15 protein-coding genes and 2 pseudogenes are annotated in these 18,698 nt (G+C 55.9%); 10 read left to right on the top strand and 7 right to left on the bottom strand.

Annotated features, from left to right (window positions below; all coding sequences use genetic code 11):
• Positions 1-144: 144 nt before the first annotated feature.
• Positions 145-1,473, top strand: coding sequence for a phenylacetate--CoA ligase family protein (locus tag FYC77_RS18970; protein ID WP_149083066.1), 1,329 nt, complete (start codon positions 145-147; stop codon positions 1,471-1,473).
• Between the two features lie 123 nt (positions 1,474-1,596).
• The gene (locus FYC77_RS18965) at positions 1,597-2,439 is read left to right on the top strand and encodes an amidohydrolase family protein (RefSeq protein WP_238387041.1); all 843 of its coding nucleotides are present in this window, start codon (positions 1,597-1,599) and stop codon (positions 2,437-2,439) included.
• A 125-nt stretch (positions 2,440-2,564) separates the two neighbouring features.
• Here FYC77_RS18965 and FYC77_RS20245 read toward each other — a convergent pair whose 3' ends face one another.
• Positions 2,565-2,939, bottom strand: a complete 375-nt coding sequence (locus tag FYC77_RS20245) for a VOC family protein (RefSeq protein ID WP_162354565.1) — start codon at positions 2,937-2,939, stop codon at positions 2,565-2,567.
• 168 nt (positions 2,940-3,107) lie between these two features.
• On the opposite strand from FYC77_RS20245, the gene ilvD reads away from it, so the two are divergent.
• The 3 genes from ilvD (at position 3,108) to FYC77_RS18945 (ending at position 7,119) form a co-directional block, all read left to right on the top strand.
• Positions 3,108-4,802 carry a dihydroxy-acid dehydratase gene (gene ilvD / locus FYC77_RS18955; RefSeq protein WP_149083064.1) on the top strand — a complete coding sequence of 565 codons (1,695 nt, stop codon included), beginning with the start codon at positions 3,108-3,110 and terminating at the stop codon, positions 4,800-4,802.
• A gap of 119 nt (positions 4,803-4,921) precedes the next feature.
• Entirely contained in the window at positions 4,922-5,917 is a 996-nt protein-coding gene (locus tag FYC77_RS18950; protein WP_149083063.1) for a D-2-hydroxyacid dehydrogenase, read from the top strand.
• Positions 5,914-7,119, top strand: a complete 1,206-nt coding sequence (locus FYC77_RS18945) for an alpha-hydroxy-acid oxidizing protein (protein ID WP_238387040.1) — start codon at positions 5,914-5,916, stop codon at positions 7,117-7,119. The genes FYC77_RS18950 and FYC77_RS18945 overlap by 4 nt, the downstream gene beginning before the upstream one ends.
• A gap of 747 nt (positions 7,120-7,866) precedes the next feature.
• Here the strand turns inward: FYC77_RS18945 and FYC77_RS21110 are convergent.
• The 6 genes and pseudogenes from FYC77_RS21110 to FYC77_RS20805 all read right to left on the bottom strand — a co-directional run.
• Positions 7,867-8,331, bottom strand: coding sequence for an IS630 family transposase (locus tag FYC77_RS21110; RefSeq protein WP_394349033.1), 465 nt, complete (start codon positions 8,329-8,331; stop codon positions 7,867-7,869).
• A 34-nt stretch (positions 8,332-8,365) separates the two neighbouring features.
• The gene (locus FYC77_RS21105) at positions 8,366-8,905 is read right to left on the bottom strand and encodes an IS630 family transposase (RefSeq protein ID WP_394349032.1); all 540 of its coding nucleotides are present in this window, start codon (positions 8,903-8,905) and stop codon (positions 8,366-8,368) included.
• Positions 8,906-9,026: 121 nt separating this feature from the next.
• Positions 9,027-9,779 (bottom strand): annotated as a pseudogene (locus FYC77_RS18935) (eCIS core domain-containing protein); the annotation flags it as partial.
• Between the two features lie 8 nt (positions 9,780-9,787).
• Positions 9,788-10,822, bottom strand: a complete 1,035-nt coding sequence (locus FYC77_RS18930; protein WP_149083062.1) for a hypothetical protein — start codon at positions 10,820-10,822, stop codon at positions 9,788-9,790.
• A 2-nt stretch (positions 10,823-10,824) separates the two neighbouring features.
• Entirely contained in the window at positions 10,825-11,493 is a 669-nt protein-coding gene (locus FYC77_RS20810) for a hypothetical protein (protein WP_238387042.1), read from the bottom strand.
• A gap of 72 nt (positions 11,494-11,565) precedes the next feature.
• Positions 11,566-11,909: pseudogene (locus FYC77_RS20805) on the bottom strand (eCIS core domain-containing protein); the annotation flags it as partial.
• A 392-nt stretch (positions 11,910-12,301) separates the two neighbouring features.
• On the opposite strand from FYC77_RS20805, the gene FYC77_RS18920 reads away from it, so the two are divergent.
• The 5 genes from FYC77_RS18920 (at position 12,302) to FYC77_RS18900 (ending at position 18,384) form a co-directional block, all read left to right on the top strand.
• Complete coding sequence (locus tag FYC77_RS18920; protein WP_149083061.1) at positions 12,302-13,006, top strand: hypothetical protein; 705 nt, start codon at positions 12,302-12,304, stop codon at positions 13,004-13,006.
• A gap of 92 nt (positions 13,007-13,098) precedes the next feature.
• The gene (locus tag FYC77_RS18915) at positions 13,099-13,542 is read left to right on the top strand and encodes a hypothetical protein (protein WP_238387039.1); all 444 of its coding nucleotides are present in this window, start codon (positions 13,099-13,101) and stop codon (positions 13,540-13,542) included.
• A gap of 933 nt (positions 13,543-14,475) precedes the next feature.
• Complete coding sequence (locus tag FYC77_RS18910) at positions 14,476-15,276, top strand: IclR family transcriptional regulator (RefSeq protein ID WP_162354564.1); 801 nt, start codon at positions 14,476-14,478, stop codon at positions 15,274-15,276.
• 645 nt (positions 15,277-15,921) lie between these two features.
• On the top strand, positions 15,922-17,043 hold the full coding sequence (locus FYC77_RS18905) for an ABC transporter ATP-binding protein (protein WP_149083059.1): 1,122 nt from the start codon (positions 15,922-15,924) through the stop codon (positions 17,041-17,043).
• 330 nt (positions 17,044-17,373) lie between these two features.
• Entirely contained in the window at positions 17,374-18,384 is a 1,011-nt protein-coding gene (locus FYC77_RS18900) for an ABC transporter substrate-binding protein (RefSeq protein ID WP_162354563.1), read from the top strand.
• The last annotated feature ends 314 nt before the right edge of the window (positions 18,385-18,698 follow it).

Here is an 18,698-nt window from a genome sequence, read left to right as displayed (position 1 = left end):
CTAACCCGATCACCGCCACCTACGACAGAAATCAGATCTCAGACCGACTCAACTGATGACGTCTTGTGAGGTACTGAGACTTTTATAGAGCTAATTTACAAGCCCCCAAAATCTATCTATGAATACAATCCGCATACAGTATGTATGGGCAAAACATACCACGATATAGAAACGCACTCCTGGGAAGAAGTGCGTCGTCGACACGAGGACAAACTTCCCGGTCAGCTGGCGTATCTAGGAGAGAATTCCGACTTCTACCAGCGGAAGTTTTCGGAGTGGGACGTCGACGTCGAATCTGTAAGCACGATCGAGGAATTCCAGGAAATTCCCTTCACGACCAAAGATGATCAGCGTCGCAATCAGGCAGATCCTCCGGAAGAACAGCCCCTTGGGACACACCAGGCCGTTCCGACCGAAGAACTCAGCCGAACGATCTCATCGTCGGGAACGACGGGAAAACCGACGTACTTCGGACTGACGAAGTCGGACCGCAGGAGTTGGAACGAGGTGATGAAGCGCAGCTTTTACTGTGCGGGTATCGATCCTGACGACACGGTCATTTTCGGCTCCGGACAGACGATGATCACTGGCGGGACGCCATACTTCGAAGCGTTGACCGAACTGGGTGCAAACGTCGTTCCGGCCGGGGGCGAGTCAACGGAGCGACTTCTCTCGGTCATGACCGACCTTCCCGGCGACGCACTGATAACGACGACATCGCATCACCGCTATCTCACCGAACGGATACCGGAACTCGGTTTCGAACTCGACGAACTTTCCATAACGAAACTCGTCGGTGGGGGCGGACCGGGGATCGGAAACCCCGAGATTCGGAGTGAACTGTACGAACAGTGGGGGGCCAACCTCGTCCGGGAGGGAATGGGAATGGGTGACGTGATCGGGTGTATGTGGTCCGAGTGCGAGTTCGAAGACGGGATGCACTACCACGGGCAAGGACACGCCCACGTCGAGCTCATCGATACGGAAACGGGCGAAAACGTACCGTTCGAGGTTGGTTCGAAGGGGGAACTCGTCTATACGCCACTCGAACGTGAAGCGACCCCACTACTCCGATTCAAATCGGGCGACTACGCTCGAGTCACCGGAGTGAACTGTCAGTGCGGGCGGACGTCGCCAAAGATCCGGTGCATCGGCCGCGCCGACGACATGGTCATTTACAAGGGAATGAACGTGTTTCCCTCGGCGATCCGTGACGTCGTCTCCGGCGTCGAAGGTGCTATGGGGCATACGAAAGTGATCGTACCGACCGAGGACAAAGTTCACTTCGAAGCTCCCATTCCGATCGAGGCTGTGCTCGATCCCGAGACGGACCGCGATGAGGCAGCCGTCGAGGATGACATCGTCGACGCTGTCCGAACCCAACTCAAAGTTCGGGTTCGGCCCCAGCTGGTAGACTTCTCTGAGATTGAACTGTCCGAGTACAAGACCGAACAGGTTATCGTCAGAAAGTGACCTACCTCCGTTGTGGGCCATGTCGCGATGTGGAAGGGGAGTCGCCGTCTTCGGCATCGGTGTTCCTATGGCTGTGTTCCACGAGGCAGAAACGTTTTTGCTGATATAGATGATACAGATGGTGTGCCAAAAGTTATCGATACTCATGTCCATCCTGCGAACGAGCTGCTAATCGAGCACGGTGGCGAGTCGCTCCAGTACGGGTTCGATTACTTCGGGAAGGACTTCTCACCGGAACCGATCGAAGAAACCGTCGAGAAATACCGTGAGTGGGGCATCGACAGAGCTGTCCTGTTCGCGCTGGACAGCGAGACGAACACCGGGAACCCCGCAATTCCGAACGACTGGGTCGCCGAGATGCGGGAAAAGTACGAACTCTTTCTCGGGTTCGCGAGCGTTGATCCGCACAAAGGGCAAACTGCGAGAGAGGAGGCGGTAAGAGCGATAGAAGACCTAGGGCTGGACGGGTTCAAATTTCAGCAGGCCGTCCAGGGATTTACCCCGAGCAACCGTCGTTTTGACGATCTCTGGGCGCTGCTGGAGGACCTCGGGAAACCCGTCCTCTTTCACGGTGGCCATACAGCGATCGGTGCGGGCAGTCCCGGCGGGAGCGGGCTGATGCTCAAGCACACGCGACCGGTTCACATCGACGAGGTCGCCGCCAGGTATCCCAATCTTCAGATCATCATCGCCCATCCGGCATGGCCGTACCACCAAGAACAGCTTTCGACCGTGATCCACAAGAGCAACGTCTACATGGATCTGTCCGGTTGGCAGCCAGAGTACATCCCCGACGAGGTGATTCAGTACGCGAAGTCTCGTATCTCGCACAAAGTTCTCTTCGGCTCCGACTATCCCGTCGTAACGCCCGAGGACTGGCTAGACGGGTTCGAAGAGCTAGACTTCGACGAAGAGGCGAGGGAGATGATCCTCCACGAAAACGCCGAGCAACTTCTGGATCTGTGACTCTCACTAACTCTGCCGGTCATTACTCACCGCTGACGCATCTAGTGGCTTCCCAAGCCTGAACTGGTGGGTGGAACCGACGGCGGTCGTCTCGTTTCACCCATCAGTCGACGCTTGTCGAAGTACTAGAGTTTCTGAACCAATTCAATAGTGTACCCGTTAGGATCGGTGATAAAAGCAATCCGAACGTCGTGATCTTCGAGGGTCCGTGGGCCATCAACGATATCAGTATCCCACTCTTCAACTGCACGTTCCACCGTAGTATCAACGTTCTCGACAGAGGTTGCGAGGTGGTCCATCGTTCCAGGAGTGGTCTCCACGTCACTATTTTCGTCGTACTTGAATTGAATCGCCGCGCCGCTCTCACCAGCCATGAAATAGTTCCTGACACCGTCACTGCCGACGAAATCCCGGGAGTACTCGAGTCCAAGCACCTCCTCGTAAAATTCGACTGTGGCCTCGAGATCAGATACCCATACCGCTGTGTGGAGTACAGTCATAGACGTACTACTCGTCCGAGATGTGATAAAGGCCGGTATCGTTGTGGCTGGTGGGGAAAATATCATATACGAACTATCGTGGAAAATAGTATCGTCCGTCTCGAAGGTGTTGACCGCCCCTCTGCACCCCCCAATATTTAAGCTTCCAGCCATACCATCGATAAAGCCATGAACAAGAATGAACTTCGAAGCAACGAGCTTACCGACGGTGTCCATCGGGCACCTCACCGAGCGATGTTTCACGCAATGGGCTTCACTGAAGCGGATTTCGAGAAACCGCTGATCGGTGTTGCAAACACTGCAGCCGAAATCACACCCTGTAATTCTCACCTCGACCAGGTAGCCCACGCTGCCAAAGACGGGATCAGAGGTGCGGGTGGCTCCCCGATAGAGTTCGGAACGATCACCATCTCTGATGCGATTTCGATGGGACACGAGGGGATGAAAGCCTCGTTAATATCTCGAGAGTTGATCGCCGACTCTGTCGAACTTGTTGCTTTCGGCGAACGGCTCGATGCGCTCGTAACGGTCGCGGGATGTGACAAGAACCTCCCCGGGATGCTGATGGCTGGTGCCCGGTTGAATATACCCACCGTGTTACTGTACGGTGGTTCCAGACCGACAGGACACTTCCAGGATGAAGAGGTAAGCGGTGTCGAAATCGTCGAAGGAGTCGGAAAAGTTCTTCAAGGGGATATGACCGAAGCAGAGTTGCGTGAACTCGAGAAATCTGCGTGTCCCGGTGCTGGCTCCTGTGCGGAGATGGCAACGGCGAACACGATGGCGACGATCGCCGAGGCTATTGGTATGGCACCATTGGGTTCGGCATCACCAGCCGCCGAAACGAGCGACCGTCGATCGGCGGCTGCCGAGTGTGGCGAACTTGCCGTCAGCGCTCTCGAGTCAGATGTACAACCGCTCGATATTCTTACGCGTCCAGCCTTCGAAAACGCCATTACTGTACAGGCGGCAATCGGTGGGTCGACGAACGCGGTCCTACATCTGCTTGCACTGGCCGAAGAGGCCGGTGTTGACCTCGAACTTGAGGAGTTCGAGGAGATATCAGCAAAGACACCGCACATCTGTAACCTCAAGCCGGGTGGCGAGTACACGATGCACGATCTCCATCGAAACGGCGGTGTTCCAGCCATCCTTCGGTATCTGCACGAAGCGGACTATCTAAACGGCGACACTCTCACGATTACCGGTGAAACGCTCGCCGACGCAATCGAACGAGTCGATCCACCGGAGCCCGATCCTGAAGTCGTTCGACCCACGAACGATCCGATCGACGACGAGGGATCGATCGTCGTGTTGCGTGGCAATCTCGCCCCAGATGGGGCGGTTCTCAAAGTGACCGAGAGCCACGACTACCAGTTTACCGGTCGAGCACGGGTTTTCGAAGGGGAGGAAGCCGCTTTCGAGGCCATCGAGAATAGAGAACTCGAATCAGGGGATGTCGTCGTAATCAGAAACGAAGGTCCACGCGGTGGACCAGGTATGCGTGAAATGTTGACGGTCACCGCTGCAATTGTCGGCGCGGGATACGACGATGTTGCCCTGCTCACGGATGGGCGGTTCTCAGGGGCCACTCGGGGGCCGATGATCGGCCATATCGCTCCTGAGGCGTTCGTTGGTGGTCCGATCGCTGCTCTACAGGATGGTGACGAAATCGTAATTGACGTGCCCGACCGAACGTTGTCGGTCGATCTCCCGGAAAGCGATATCGAAACTCGCCTCGAAGAATGGGAACGACCCGAGCCGACGTATAAACGGGGTGTGCTCGCAAAATATCCGTCACTGTTCGAGTCTGCATCGAAAGGGGCCATAACGCGGCCCTGCAGTGACTGGACAAATAGCTGACCTCGATACTCGGAACAAACAGACCGATCTGATTGGCGTTTCCATACGTAACACTGACAACTGGTTCGACTATTTCGAGAAACCCAAAGATATAAGCCTTCGCCTCTTTCGAACCTTGTATGGCAAGTTCAAACACACCAGAGATTGTCGTACTTCATCGACTCATTCACCGAGCGGACCCGGAAGACTTGGCTGATGAAATTGAGAAGCGTCTCCCGAATGCGACCATCCACACTGCCACCTCCGCGGCCGAATCAGCGGAGTATATTCAGACTGCTGACATCGCTGTGGGCGCCTTTCTCACCGAACAGCTCCTCTCAAATGCCGAACAGTTATCCTGGTTTCAAACCGTTAGCGCGGGGGTAGATCATCTACCGTACGAGGAGATCGACGAACGAAGCATTCATCTCACGTCTGCGTCCGGTGTACATGCTGAACCAGTTGCCGAACAGGCAATTGCATATATGCTTGCGTTCGAACGTGATCTACCGCGGGCTCTCGAGCAGAAGAACCGACGAGAGTTTCGCCCGTGGGTTGGCGGCGAACTCCATGGGAAGACACTCGGTGTAGTTGGGTTGGGATCGATCGGTACGCGCGTGGCAGAACTCGGCGACGCCTTCGGAATGGAGATTCTCGGTACGAAACGGGACCCATCTACTGCACCGTCTGTCGTGGAGACGGTCTATGGACCCTCGAGTACAGAGCAACTCTGTGCCCAGTCAGATTATGTCGTTTTAACGTGCCCACTTACTGAAAGAACCAGGGGGCTCATTGACGAGCGAAAATTCGGATCGATGGCCAGCGATTCGGTACTCATCAACCTTGCCCGAGGCGGCGTTGTCGACGAAGAAGCACTAATCACTGCGCTCCAGCGCGGAGAAATTGCTGGAGCAGCCTTGGACGTGTTCACGACGGAACCCCTTCCCGAGAACTCGCCACTCTGGAATCTCTCCAACGTATTGCTCACGCCACATATCGGCGGATCAACACCGAAATACTGGGAACGGTGTGCCGATATTTTCGTCGAAAACTATGAACACTACGTGAATGAGGACTATGGCTCTATGACGAACCGAATGTCTACCGTAGCCGACGACGGGGGTGACTCAGCGTGAGCGACGAAGTGGATCCCTCGTCAGATCGGCAACCGCAAATGTTCGCGATGGACCGTCTCGAAGACGTATTTCTTGAAGAGAAGTCGACACTCCCAATCTCGATAGAAGAGTTGCGTGCGGCGGCACTGGACGAACTCGATGACGACGCCGTGGCATTCGTGACGGGAAGTGCGGGAGCGGGGCGAACGATGGATCACAATCGTCGTGGGTTTGAGCGTCGACGTATCGTGCCGAGACTTGTTCGGAACGTTGATAAGCGCGATCATACCACGACGTTACTTGGATCGGAGTTACCGGCGCCACTCCTGCTCGCGCCTATCGGCCTGCAGAGCCTGTACCATCCCGACGGTGAGCTCGCCACAGCGCGAGCTGGCGCGTCCCAGGGCGTGCCAACGATTCTTAGCTCGACTGCGTCACACACTATGGAGGAGGTTGCCGAAGCGACAGGCGATGCTCCAGCGTGGTTTCAACTATACTGTAGCACCGATGATGAGATTACCCGGAGTTTCCTTCAGCGGGCCGAAAAAGCAGGATACGATGCGGTCGTCGTAACGGTCGATGCCCATCTAATGGGGTGGCGCGAGGCTACGATCAATAGGAAGTATCTCCCGTTTCTCGACGGTGACGGGATTGCCAACTATATTGAGGATCCGGCATTTCGTGACCGGCTCGACGTACCACCAGAAACGGACCTGGAGAACGCCATACGACAGTTTCTGGATATTTTTGGCCACTCTGGTCTCGACTGGAACCAACTTGAGATGATCTCCGAAATGACGGATTTGCCAGTACTCGTCAAAGGGATCCTTCATCCTGAGGACGCTACTGAGGTAATTGAACGTGGGTTGGATGGGATAGTTGTCTCGAATCACGGCGGGAGACAGGTCGATAACGCAATCGGTGCAATCGAGGCACTCCCGCTGGTCGTCGACGCAGTCGAGGGCCGCGTACCAGTTCTGTTCGACAGCGGCATTCGACGGGGTGCTGACGCCTTTATCGCATTGGCACTTGGAGCTGACGCCGTATTGCTTGGACGACCGTATCTGTACGGACTGACCCTGGGGGGAGAAGACGGCGTTCGAGAGGTACTCAAGAACTTCCTTGCGGATCTCGACATGACCCTCGCGCTATCGGGGTACACGTCGTGGTCTTCGGTTGATGAGACAGCATTACACCACTTGGATGAGCTAACAGAGCGCTAACTCCAGTCTCGTGTCCGGAGAAATATTTCCCCGTCATCGTGTCCATCGTCGACCTTCGATCGGTGTCCACCATATGGGGCGGATTGTCGAACCGGTGAAGACAACTGGACGGAGTGCCCTCGTCTATGGGGCCCATAGTTCGTGACCCCTCGAACGTCGGATTCACCACCCGTCTGACCGGGTCCGACTCGAGTTGTAGATGCCCCCTGTCACGTTGAAGCCAGAATTTTTCAATTTAATCATCACACTGCAGAGAATACGGAAGTACACTTGGAAGTATTTTGTGCTTCAATGTACATTTACAACCATACACTCGTATTTTTGAGCACCAGTCCCTTACAGAGAATCGCCTTTTCATTTCGTTAGATAGTTCTTTCTTTCCTACTACTCCGACAAGCGTCGACTGCAGGGTCGACTCGGACCACACCACCGCATTCGACCATGCAGTGCAGGCTTTCCGAAGCACTACCTTCGATTTTAGCTAAGCAGAGCGTATCATAGAAAGCGCCCCGTGTGTAGCACCAGGGTGGGGAAACTGTATCCACCTATGGGAATTCTGCCGATTGATTAAACCGCGTTTGCCAAGATAATTCTTCGGGCGACAAGGACTTGCTGTAGTTTTCTGGCGTAGAATCGACAGCTGGCGAACCGATAGCTACTGAAACAGCCATCAGGCGGGGGACTTCTTGTTTGCGAGAGTAATCACTCACGCTGCCACCAGCCGGCCTATGAGCGCCGCCGGAGTGATCAGCGCAACTTCTGAACATCTGGGAGGAATGTCTCGATCCAGTCATTAGCGAAGCTCAGCCGATGGCTCAACCGAAGAAATGCCTCGGTGAGAAACTCCCTGAAGTGGTCCCGGTCCGCGAAGATCTCTGGCGAGATCTCGCGTTTCAGGTCTTTCCACAGTGGTTCGATGGCGTTTAGCGTCGGTGAATACGGCGGGATGAACACGAACTCGATGCCGAGTTCGTCGGCTCGTTCCTGGGTGAGTTTCGCGTGATGAGAGCCGTAGTTGTCGGCCACGAGCAGAATCCGTCCGACCGGATTCTGCTCGCGGATCTCTTCGAGCGCCTCAACGATCGTCTCCTTAACCAACCGCTTTTTGAACGTGATTACACTCTGGCCAGTCAGCGCGTAGAAGCCAATTGACCGCCGCGGAAACGTGACCAGCGGCTTCTCGATCGTCACTGTTCGATCAAACGACCACATTCGCTGAGAGTTGTCGAACGGTTGCGGCCAGGCTTCATCGAAAAAATCCGAACACGACCGGTTCTTCTTCCTCGTTATCCGGCTCCCCGGGATCCTCGCCGAGCGCCCGATCAAGGCGCTCGGCGAGAATCTCGTCAGCATCGTCGGGTCGTCGTGGATCCATCGGTCGGGGTTTGGCGTAATTCATGCCTGCTTCTCGAAGTTTTCGGCTCAGATGGGACGGGTGGTACGTGACGTTGTATCGATCTTCGATAAGTGCCTGAATCTGCTTGGGAGTCCATGGCTGGCCCTCTTCAAGCATTTCACAGAGTTCGTCCCACTGTTGTGGGGTGAGCTTCGGCGGCCGGCCGCCGCCGAAGCGTGGGCGAAGACCCTCGACGCCACCATCGTTCCACGCCAGTGCCCACCGACGCGTCGTGGATCGGGAGATCCCGACGCGTCGACCTGCTTGCTCGCGCGTGTCTCCCTGATAGAGGTTCTTGATGTAACACAGTCGCCGGACGAGACGGGTCTCGTCCGCCTCCTGAGCCGATTCAATCGCTTGATCGAGTTCTTCCTCAGACAAATGTCGCACCAACAAACCACGCTGACTCTTGTTCATCGAGAACAATACGCTTCCAAAGGGGTCAACGCTTTCGCAGACCACTCAAGGCGCGGGTATTCTCCTTGCTTTTTATAACTCCCTTAATCACTATCAGTTTCTGTGCGGCGGCCTCGTCTGCTTCCCGCTCTAACTGGGGGTCGAGATCGATCTCGAGGTCAGCGCCCTCTTTAGGCATCATCGAAATCGGCGCACCACCGTTTTGCTGTTTGACGTGTGCGAGTTCGTGCGCCAGAAGGTGTTGACCTTCCGGACTTTCGGGATCGTACTCGCCTGAGTTAAACACGGTATCGTTCCCGCACGTAAACGCCTTCGCGTCGATGGCCTCAACCGCCACAGCCGCCGAACCGCCCGTGTGAATGCGCACGTCCGAGAAATCGGCATCCATCCGCTCCTCGAGGGCGCGCTGGATGGGCTGACCTAGGGGCTGGCCCCCGTTGCTCAGGACGTCCAGGACTTGGCCGGGAACCTCGTCAGTAGTCGTGTCAGTGCCGTTGAGGGCACGCTGAATCTGACCCTCGTCACGACCGAACAGACGCGGGGCAGCGGAGTCGGCGAGATCCACGGCCGTAGCGGAGTTATCGAACGTCGCTGCCTCGAGGTGGGTCTCCATCTTGGCTGCGTCCTGCTCGAGGGCAGCCGCCGCCAGGGGTTTGGGGCTTCCATCCCGGACAGCGGCTGACGAAGACGCCGTGTCGGCTGTCTGTGCCCGTGACTTCTCGCCCGTCTCGTTGTCCGAGTCCGCGTTCCGAGAACGTTTCCAGTTTTCTATGGACCACTTGCCCGCGGAACTCGAACGTATTAGTGCAGTTTTCGAGGAATCAGTACTGGAGGTTCGTGCCGACATGGGTGCGGTCAGTTCAGCAGTGATTTTACACTGCCGAGCAGGGAGCCATCACCAAAGTATTTCGAATCGAGATCGGAAATATATGCTCCGTCTTCGTCAGGAGCATGGTAGTCCGGATAGAAATCGACCTCTTCGTAGGCCAGCGCAGCCGCGATATGGCCCAGTCCCAGGATCTGGTACTCCTCGGGTGGCATCACGCCCATCCGAACGAAGCAATCCCGAATCTGACACGCCAGGTCGAACGACGATCCGTGCTGGAACTGCTCGAGCGTACCGGGATCGACCGGTGGTTCTTCGAACCGGGCGTCGGGTTCCCTGTCGGGTTCGATGGCCGTTGTGACCTGCTCGATGCCGTCGTGGTCGAGATACGCCATATGCAGTTCAGAGGTCGTATCGACATAGAAGCCCTCAGCTAACTCCGCCAATTCTTCCTCGTCGGAGCGGTCGAACAACTCCGTGGAAAAGCCAGTCCATGCCTCGAGTCCGTCGTTGGTTAATCCTGTCAGCGACGTCTCTGTCGGTGCGTGCTCGTCTAAATCGAGCCCGAACTCGGTGGCGAGCTCTCGAGCATCGTCGGCAAGATCAGTCTCGAGGGGATCGAGACCAAGGTAGACGTGCTTACGATAGAGGTGGTAGTCCTCGTCCTGGGAATCCGACGGTGGATGAAGGACACGCTCGGTATGCTCGTCATGGTGGCTTTTCAGTTGCTGGTAGAGATCACCGAAGTGGTCCTCGAACTCCTCGAGATCCATCGAGTCGATCGCCGAACGAACCGCCTGCAGGTGGACGGGATTTTTCCACTTTGGCGTGACTGTGTCGTAGCCACGATTCAGGAACACGTAGTACTGGGCGTAGCGGCGGGCTTGCTTGCCGTGTTCGCTTTCTTCTCGCGTCCGCTTTTCCGGTTTTGATGGGTAATACTCGCACTCATGACCATCAATTTCTCCGTCATGACAGATCCCAATTTTGTGCTCGACATTATTGTTGTCGATGACTAAAACTCCGAACCCATCATTCGTCTCTTTTTTAATTTCTGCTCTCATATTTAGAAGTCCGTCTTATTGCTCGCCTCCCACTCGTCATCATCCTCGCCACGGCCACCGAGCCAGCCCGGCAGGCGGTCGCGCAAGGCACCAGCCTTCTCATGGACGCGATCAGATGCCATTTGCTCGGCAGTCTGACCGATGGCAGGGCTGGTATCAAGCATGCCTTTAGTGGCAGCCCCAGCCAGTCCGGCCCCGATAATCGCCCCTAGCGGACCTGCCAACCCTAACGCGGCAATCCCCGCGCCAGTCGCCAACCCGGCCCCACTCGAGAGGGCGTCCTTCCCAGCCTCGGTGACCATCTGTCGTTTTGTCGAGGTGGGGGCAACCTGTTCGGAGACGTACTCGCCGAGCTTGGACACTTGCTTCTCGAGACTTTCGACGCGCTCTTCGACCGAGCCCTCAGTGCCACCCATCTGGGCGTAACTGTCGGCTTCGGCCTCTTGTGCGTCTTTCAGTGCTTCGTGGTTGGTCTTCACGAAACTCGCCGCAGTGCTACCGATGTCGGCGATGGCCCCAGTAAACCGCTGGACGAGGATTTCGGTATCGGCCATCTCGCCCTCGAGACCGGTTTCCCAGCCACGCATCACCTGACCGGCGATTTCGTCGGCCTCGCGTTCGGCGGCCGGATCGGGGTCGACCTCCATCTCGACCTCAGTCTTCGGCATCATCGAGATGGGAGCGTCGGGTTGCTGGAGGGTGTGGACGACCTCGTGGGCGATGAGATGTTGCCCTTCGGACGAGTCAGGGTCGTACTCACCCGGGCCGAACGCGATGTGATTGCCAACCGCGAACGCGCGGCGTTGACTTCTTCGCAGGCCTGCTGGGCCGTCGGTCCCGTGTGAATCTGGACGTGATCCAGCGAGGCGTCTAATCGCCCCTCGAGGCCGGCTTTGACCTCGCCCTCGAGTTGCTGGCCGGGTTCGGAGACGATCTCCCGGACTGAGTCGGGGACGGCGGCCTGATCTGCGGGTTCGTGGTCACGGTGAGCGGCTGTGTTGCGATGCAGCGAGGCTTCGTTGTGCTGTTCGATATCGTGGGGAACTTCGGACGGCCGGTCCTGCTGGCGCTCGCGGAAGGCGACCATCTCGCTGGGCGTGCCCATCGCGTCGGTGGACATCCCTTCGGCAGCCCACTGACGCGTATTGGCGTGGCCGTACTCTTTGGCCGCGCGCTGTAACGTTGCGCGCTGGGTTTCGGTCGGCTCGACCCCGAATGCATCGACGGGCGCGGGCGACTGGTCTCTCCCACCGGCAGCGGGCGAGTCGGCGGAATCGGCGACGTCTTGCCACGCGGTCGCCGAATCCCGGCGATCGGCCGCCGACTCGTCGGCGTTCACTCTGGCGGATCGAAATGCCATCTTGCTCCCCTGTTTATCTTATCTTGCTATAAAATTTGTTGTCTAATACTTTGGGTTAAAATACTAAATTGAGATGCACAAAATATATTTTGTGCAGGTAGACAATAGAACGGATATTGGTGCCCTATCACGATACACTCGAACACCTCCTCGAGGAATGCGAGCTGGCAAACGCGCGTCTGGAGGCGTTTCGCGAGCGTGCCACGTCACGGTTCACTCGGGACGGGCTATCGATGGATGAAGCCGACGGGGTTGGCGAGCCGGTCGCATCGGCCGCTACCCTCGAGTATGCACTTCCAGAACGAGACCGTGATCGGTTTCGGGAGCGACGGGACCGTATCGAGCGCAAGTGTAACGCAGCCCACGAACAGGGTGTCGAACTTCGCCTTCGAAACCTCGTCAACACGTTCGGTCTGCAGCCACCTCACCGTGATGTGCTTGTCGTGGCGCTGTTGCCCGACCTCGATCCCGGCGTCACCGATTCAATGACCGGCCTGACCGATGAACGGTCTACTACGCGTCCGACGGTCGGTCTCTGTGCCGACCTGTTTGCCGACTCGCCCGCGGCGTTCGCCAGCGCTGTCAGGCTGCTCTTCGATGAATCTCCGCTCGTCGACGCCGACCTCGTGACCCTCAAGCGTCCCGACGATCCGTCGGCATCGATACTCGAGGGCGTCGTCGCCGTCGAGGACCGCATTCGGTCGTATCTGCTAGGCAGCGACGGCCTCGATCCAGCACTACAAACCCATCTCGAGCGCGAGACACGAATCCAGGACCAGCCACTGACGATCGAGGACGCAACGCGTCCCCCGAGGACCTGCTGATAGCCCCGGAGTGTCGGGCGGATCTGGAGGCACTGCCCGATCCCGATGGCCGGGGCCGGCACGTCTACGTCCACGGCCCGGCGGGAGCCGGGATGCACCGTGCTGTGGAAGCCGTCTGTGAGAGCGACCGACTGCTCCGGGCCGACTTGCGGGCGGTCCTCGAAGCCGACGCACTGTTGCGTCCGGGGCGGTTCGACCGTCAGATCCACGTCCCGATACCGGACGAGCAGGCACGTCGCGAAATCTTTGGCGTCCACACGACACACCGTTCGATCGGCGACGGCGTCGAACTCGCCCGTCTCGCCGGTCGGACACAGGGGTACGTCGGCGCGGATATCCAGGCGGTCTGTCGGGAGGCCGCGATGGAGGCTGCACGGGAGTACGTCGATGGAGCGACACCGTCGGACGTCGAGGACGGTGTCGGAACGATTACAGTGACTGCCGATCACTTCGATCACGCGATTAAAACCACGAGCTCGAGCGTCGACGACGAAACACAACGCCGATACGAGGAACTCGAGCGGAAGTTCAATTGACGTCGCACCAGGAGGACCGCTGGGAATCACGTCGGCGCGAGCACGTGACACCAGCGGACGGCCCCGGTCGGTGACGCCGGGTTGGCCTAGTGCTTCGGCAAGCCTGCACTGCAGGATCGAATTCGATGGTATGGTTCGAGTCGACCCTGCAGTCGATGCTTGTCGGAGTAGTATAGCTCTTCTCGAAAGTCCACCAATAGTGAAACGGACGATCTACCGCCACGACGATATATTTATTCATAGAAGTTGACTAGTTGGAATCTATATAGAATTCTAAATCATATAGTATTTTTGATGTGAGAATGCGATGTGGATAATGTTATTGGATGAAAAGGAGTTCGGAGCGGGGACTAGTGCCGATACCGATCCAGTACGTGAGTCAAAGCAGCGCTCGGTTTTGGACGTGAAGAGTGGTTAAGCGACGTATCAGATCCATAGCTAACGATAGCGTAAGAAACCACACACACAAACCAGTTGCTGCCATCAATATCCGGAACCAGAAACGACAGAGAGAAGACAAGTAAGGATATAGAATAGAATAGAGTAGTATATTATTAGAGATCATAGTATAGATATGATTGTTCCTGCATCACAGTGAGTAACGTATCCATCAAGACAAATGAGGTAGGGATCATGAGCACCGACCCAACATTACAGCCGTACCAGTGTAATCGCCATCAGTACATCTGTCAACTGGTCGTGCTGGTCTCCCAGTAAAGGTGGGAGAACCGTTGCAACGAGTACGATTGTGGTGTTTCCAACCAGAACTAACAACAGCAACTGTATGGAGTTCCGAGTTCATCTACCAATCAACGCGTAGATCAGTCCAAATTGGTAAGCGTGCACGGAGTGTGTGAGCCCGCCATGCAAAATGTACACACAACTCACTTTGACAATAACAAAGTTTATACAGACACCACGCTATGTGCTACCATGGACAAGGAATCGGGTGGGAAACCACGGACCATCCAATCTGTAGAGAGAGCCTGTACGATCCTCGAGAAAATACGCCAAGCAAACAGGGTAACGTTGACCGAGCTCGAAGAGAACATCGATCTCTCACTGGGTACCCTCCAGACGTATATGAACACACTCTGTGCAAACGGGCTGGTAATCAAAGAGGGGCGAACGTACCGACTCGCACATCAATTTCTCACGTACGGCGAACACGTACGAAATAATTTGCCGCTGTACCGTGCCGGGAGGGAAGTCGCTGACACGATTGCACACGAGACGGGGAAGAACGCCCACCTCATCACTCACCACAACGGACAGGAAGTGACCGTGTATCAATCCTTCGGGGAAGGAGCAGTAGGTTCGGACATCTACATCTGGCATCAGGCCAAACTCGTTTGGCAACTTCACTGGTCCGCATCGGGAAAAGCGATCCTCGCCCATCTCCCCCAGGAAGACGTCGCAGAGGTTGTCGAAGAACACGGCCTCGAGCGGCGTACGCCGAATACGATCACAGACGACCAGAAACTCTACGATGAGCTAGAACAGATTCGCGAACAGGGGTATGCACTCAACGACGAGGAAGAAATATCGGGTCTTCGAGCTGTAGCAGCACCGATACACGATCCAGATCACGACCTGGTCGGTTCGGTCAGCATCTCTGCACCCATTTCACAGATGCCCGACGAGGAGTTCTACGACACGTATCCGGATTACGTAAGAGAGAAGGCGAACATCATCGAGATCGAGTTACAGACCGTCGATGTAACCTCGGTGTAGCCCTGGTCCGGCGGAGACCAGAAAAAGGCGAGACATTCACGAGAGAGTCGACAGTGGCCGCTTCAAAAGACGTATTTTGCACTCTTTGACAATCACGCAGTTCAATTCGACCTGGGATCGTTCCCCACAGTACGTTCCCATCGGACGACGAATTGCTCCCGTGTACTCTATTTTAGGAGTGGGTACTCGTTTATATTTCGAACATCTTCTGCTCCCGTTCGTAGATTTAACCCACGTCTGTTGCCGTAGTTATGGTACTATCAAAATCCAATCCCGCAAAAGGAGAATCCCGGTAGTAGTGGCGCTCTCAGCTGGGTGTGTGGTTGATTATTATAGTGATCGTCGAGCAACTAACGGCGAAGATCGGCTGGAGGTACCAGTCACCCAATTTCAAATAACACTTGTATTATGTTTTGGCCGTAGGTCGATTCCGCCTCACTCGTTCGAAACTCGGCAGAACACCGAACAACAGCTCGTTGTATGAGTAACTACTATTCGTGTGTCATTACCAAGCAGGTCGTTCGAGTCGTGGTGGCTGTCAGTATGTGGTTTGATAATATACAACACTGGTTGATGATCATCGACCAAAGACCGTAGGAGACGTCGGAGTAACTATTTATAGGAGGACTAGGATTGCAGCTACATATGGCCACGACTCGAGTCGACGAGCAATCGTCGCTATCAGTCGAAAAAGTTCGTATCGATGGAGTGACGAAGCGTTTCGCGGACGTCGTCGCGGTGGACGACGTCTCATTTTCTATCGAGGAACAGGAGTTCCTGACGCTTTTGGGTCCAAGTGGAGCGGGAAAAAGTACGTTGCTCGAACTGATTGCGGGGTTTATCCAGCCGAGTGAAGGGGAGATATACATCGATGACGAACCCATTTCCACGAAGGCGCCATATGAGCGGAGCATCGGGATGGTCTTTCAGGGGATGGCGCTTTTCCCGCACATGACCGTCCACGAAAACATCGCGTTCCCACTGAAGATGCGGCGATTCGACTCGAATATCATCGACGGGCGCGTCGAGGAAATGTTGGACTTGGTAGAACTTCCCGGGTATCAGGATCGAAAGCCGAACGAGCTCTCTGGGGGTCAGCGTCAGCGAATCGCCATCGCGCGAGCACTCGCCTTCGAACCGGAGCTACTTCTTCTCGACGAGCCGCTCAGTTCGCTGGACAAGAAGCTCCGAGACACGATGCGCGAAGAGCTGTTGCGAATCCACGAGGAGACCGACGTCACAACGATACACGTGACCCACAACCAGGAGGAAGCGTTGACGATGGCGGATCGAATCGCTGTGGTCAATGAGGGGCATATCGAACAGCTCTCGACCACACAGGAACTGTATTCCGAACCACAGACACCATTTATTGCGGATTTCGTCGGCGACTCGAACATGTTCAACGGAACTATCACTGGCGTCAACGGAGACGTAGCGGCAGTGAATCTGGGAACGAACGAGTTCACGACCGAGTGTCCCACTACGGACAGCGTGTCAGTAGATTCGACCGTCGACGTGGCCATCCGCTACGAGGACGTCCACGTTTCAACCTCGGGGTTGAACGTAGACAACGTCTACAGTGGGACGGTGCACCAGACGATATTCCGCGGCGACCAGGTCCTATACGCGGTCGAACTCGACGATGGAAGCGATCAAATCGTTCGGTCGACGAGTGCGTACAACCGGGATGTCCAAATGATCGATCGCGGTGACGAGGTTCAGATCGGGTGGAACCGATCCGACGTGATGTTCTTCGCGCGCTGAGTGACAACCGAATCGCTCACGTTCTTCAGTCGATTGCGTTAGATTGTCGATCTACAGAGGATACAACAGTTACATCCTAGTTATAGGAAAGGTTTTTATACTCCCATTGTATCCGTTCGGGTAGATCCCATGTCACAGGGTGACAACGATATTCGACGCGAAAGCACGGGGTGTAGAAGAATCACCAGTCATTCCAGGCGACGGTTTCTCACGGTCAGTTCGACGGCTGGACTGCTATCGATCGCCGGTTGTCTGGGTGGTGACGAGGATGACGAAAGCAGTACAGAAGTCGACCCAGATAGCGAACCAGAAAAGCCAGACTCGATCACGATGCGCGCGTGGGGTGGGAACTGGCAGGAATCGATCGAAAACTCCATCGCAGAAACCTTCACCGAGGAGACCGGTATCGAGGTGAGATACGACAACACCAACTTCCAGGTGATTCAAAACCAGGTGATGGAGGCCATCGACCAGGATCGAGAACCACCGGTCAACGTGGTCTGGACCCAGAGCCTAATGGGATTTAGCGCGTTTCAGCAGGGGTACACTCAGAACCTCAATCCGGATCTCATTCCCGCCTACGAGAATATGATCGGACCCCAGATTCCGGACGAACACATACCCGACAACGACCACATCCCGTACGTCGCGATGTACGGATACACGTACCCGATCAACTACAACTCGGACCAACTCGAGCAGAACGATCAGGAACTCCCAGAATCGTGGAGTGACTGGTGGGATTCCCAATACGAAAACTCGATCGGTCTCTACGAGAACGCAACCGGACTCTTTCGACCGTTAGCTCACGTCGCCGACGTGGACCTGCGACCGGACATGGAACAGGACGAGATGGAACCGATGTGGGAGATGCTCGAGGAGTTGAGCCCGAACGTCGGGCTCGTCGGGTCGGATCCACCGCTTACGACCGGACTAACCGACGGTGAGATCTCACTCACGCACTTCCTGCCGAACAATATCGCCAATCAGAAAGAAGAGGGAGAACCTGTCGACTGGTATCTTCCACCGGAGGGGTCCACCTACCAGACGGACGGATTCTACGTTCCCGGTGGCCAAAACGAGTCCGAAGCCTACTGGTCGCAGGTATTCATGAACTACGCGATGAGAGACGACGTCCAACAGGAGTGGTTTCGGCAACTCCAATCACCGATGCTCAACCAGAACACATCGGTTCCCGAAGAGATTTCGTGGATGGCTGATGATTCAGCGTTCCCAACGACACAAGAGCAGATCGATGATCTCTGGCATATCGACCCGATGACCTACGCAAGACATCGACAGTACATGGTCAGCCGATTCAACGAGATTATCGGAACGTAAGCTCCGTGGTTCGGTTTGCCTATAGTAGCCACTGCAGGTCTTGGACACCTGATCGCCAGACCGATCGGCGATCAGTGTGTGAACCGTTGCAGTTGTTACTGTAGTGAAACACTGTGGAGAACGCGCGTCTGCTCGATAAGCAGGGCCCAGGAAACGACGAGCGTCGCTGACGATCAAGCGTCGAGTCGGGCGTTGACGGGCAAGTACCGAACGGGGCCGTTTGGCGGCGTTGCAAACTCAGTCGATCACATCGGGTTTGAGTGAAAGTGTCTGCTTGTGGAAGGTGTGCAGCCAACTCAAGCAGACAGCGAGAT

The organism is Natrialba swarupiae (assembly GCF_008245225.1).
GTDB classification, from domain to species: Archaea; Halobacteriota; Halobacteria; order Halobacteriales; family Natrialbaceae; genus Natrarchaeobius; species Natrarchaeobius swarupiae.
This window is presented reverse-complemented; position numbering and strand designations above follow the sequence as displayed.

What these genes read in the sequence shown, in the direction of transcription:
- FYC77_RS18970 (WP_149083066.1), top strand. Translation starts at nt 145, where the DNA reads ATGGGCAAAACATACCACGATATAGAAACGCACTCCTGGGAAGAAGTG.
- FYC77_RS20245 (WP_162354565.1), bottom strand. Translation starts at nt 2,939, where the DNA reads ATGACTGTACTCCACACAGCGGTATGGGTATCTGATCTCGAGGCCACA.
- ilvD (WP_149083064.1), top strand. Translation starts at nt 3,108, where the DNA reads ATGAACAAGAATGAACTTCGAAGCAACGAGCTTACCGACGGTGTCCAT.
- FYC77_RS18950 (WP_149083063.1), top strand. Translation starts at nt 4,922, where the DNA reads ATGGCAAGTTCAAACACACCAGAGATTGTCGTACTTCATCGACTCATT.
- FYC77_RS21110 (WP_394349033.1), bottom strand. Translation starts at nt 8,331, where the DNA reads ATGTGGTCGTTTGATCGAACAGTGACGATCGAGAAGCCGCTGGTCACG.
- FYC77_RS18930 (WP_149083062.1), bottom strand. Translation starts at nt 10,822, where the DNA reads ATGAGAGCAGAAATTAAAAAAGAGACGAATGATGGGTTCGGAGTTTTA.
- FYC77_RS20810 (WP_238387042.1), bottom strand. Translation starts at nt 11,493, where the DNA reads ATGATGCCGAAGACTGAGGTCGAGATGGAGGTCGACCCCGATCCGGCC.
- FYC77_RS18915 (WP_238387039.1), top strand. Translation starts at nt 13,099, where the DNA reads ATGCACCGTGCTGTGGAAGCCGTCTGTGAGAGCGACCGACTGCTCCGG.
- FYC77_RS18910 (WP_162354564.1), top strand. Translation starts at nt 14,476, where the DNA reads ATGGACAAGGAATCGGGTGGGAAACCACGGACCATCCAATCTGTAGAG.
- FYC77_RS18905 (WP_149083059.1), top strand. Translation starts at nt 15,922, where the DNA reads ATGGCCACGACTCGAGTCGACGAGCAATCGTCGCTATCAGTCGAAAAA.
- FYC77_RS18900 (WP_162354563.1), top strand. Translation starts at nt 17,374, where the DNA reads ATGCGCGCGTGGGGTGGGAACTGGCAGGAATCGATCGAAAACTCCATC.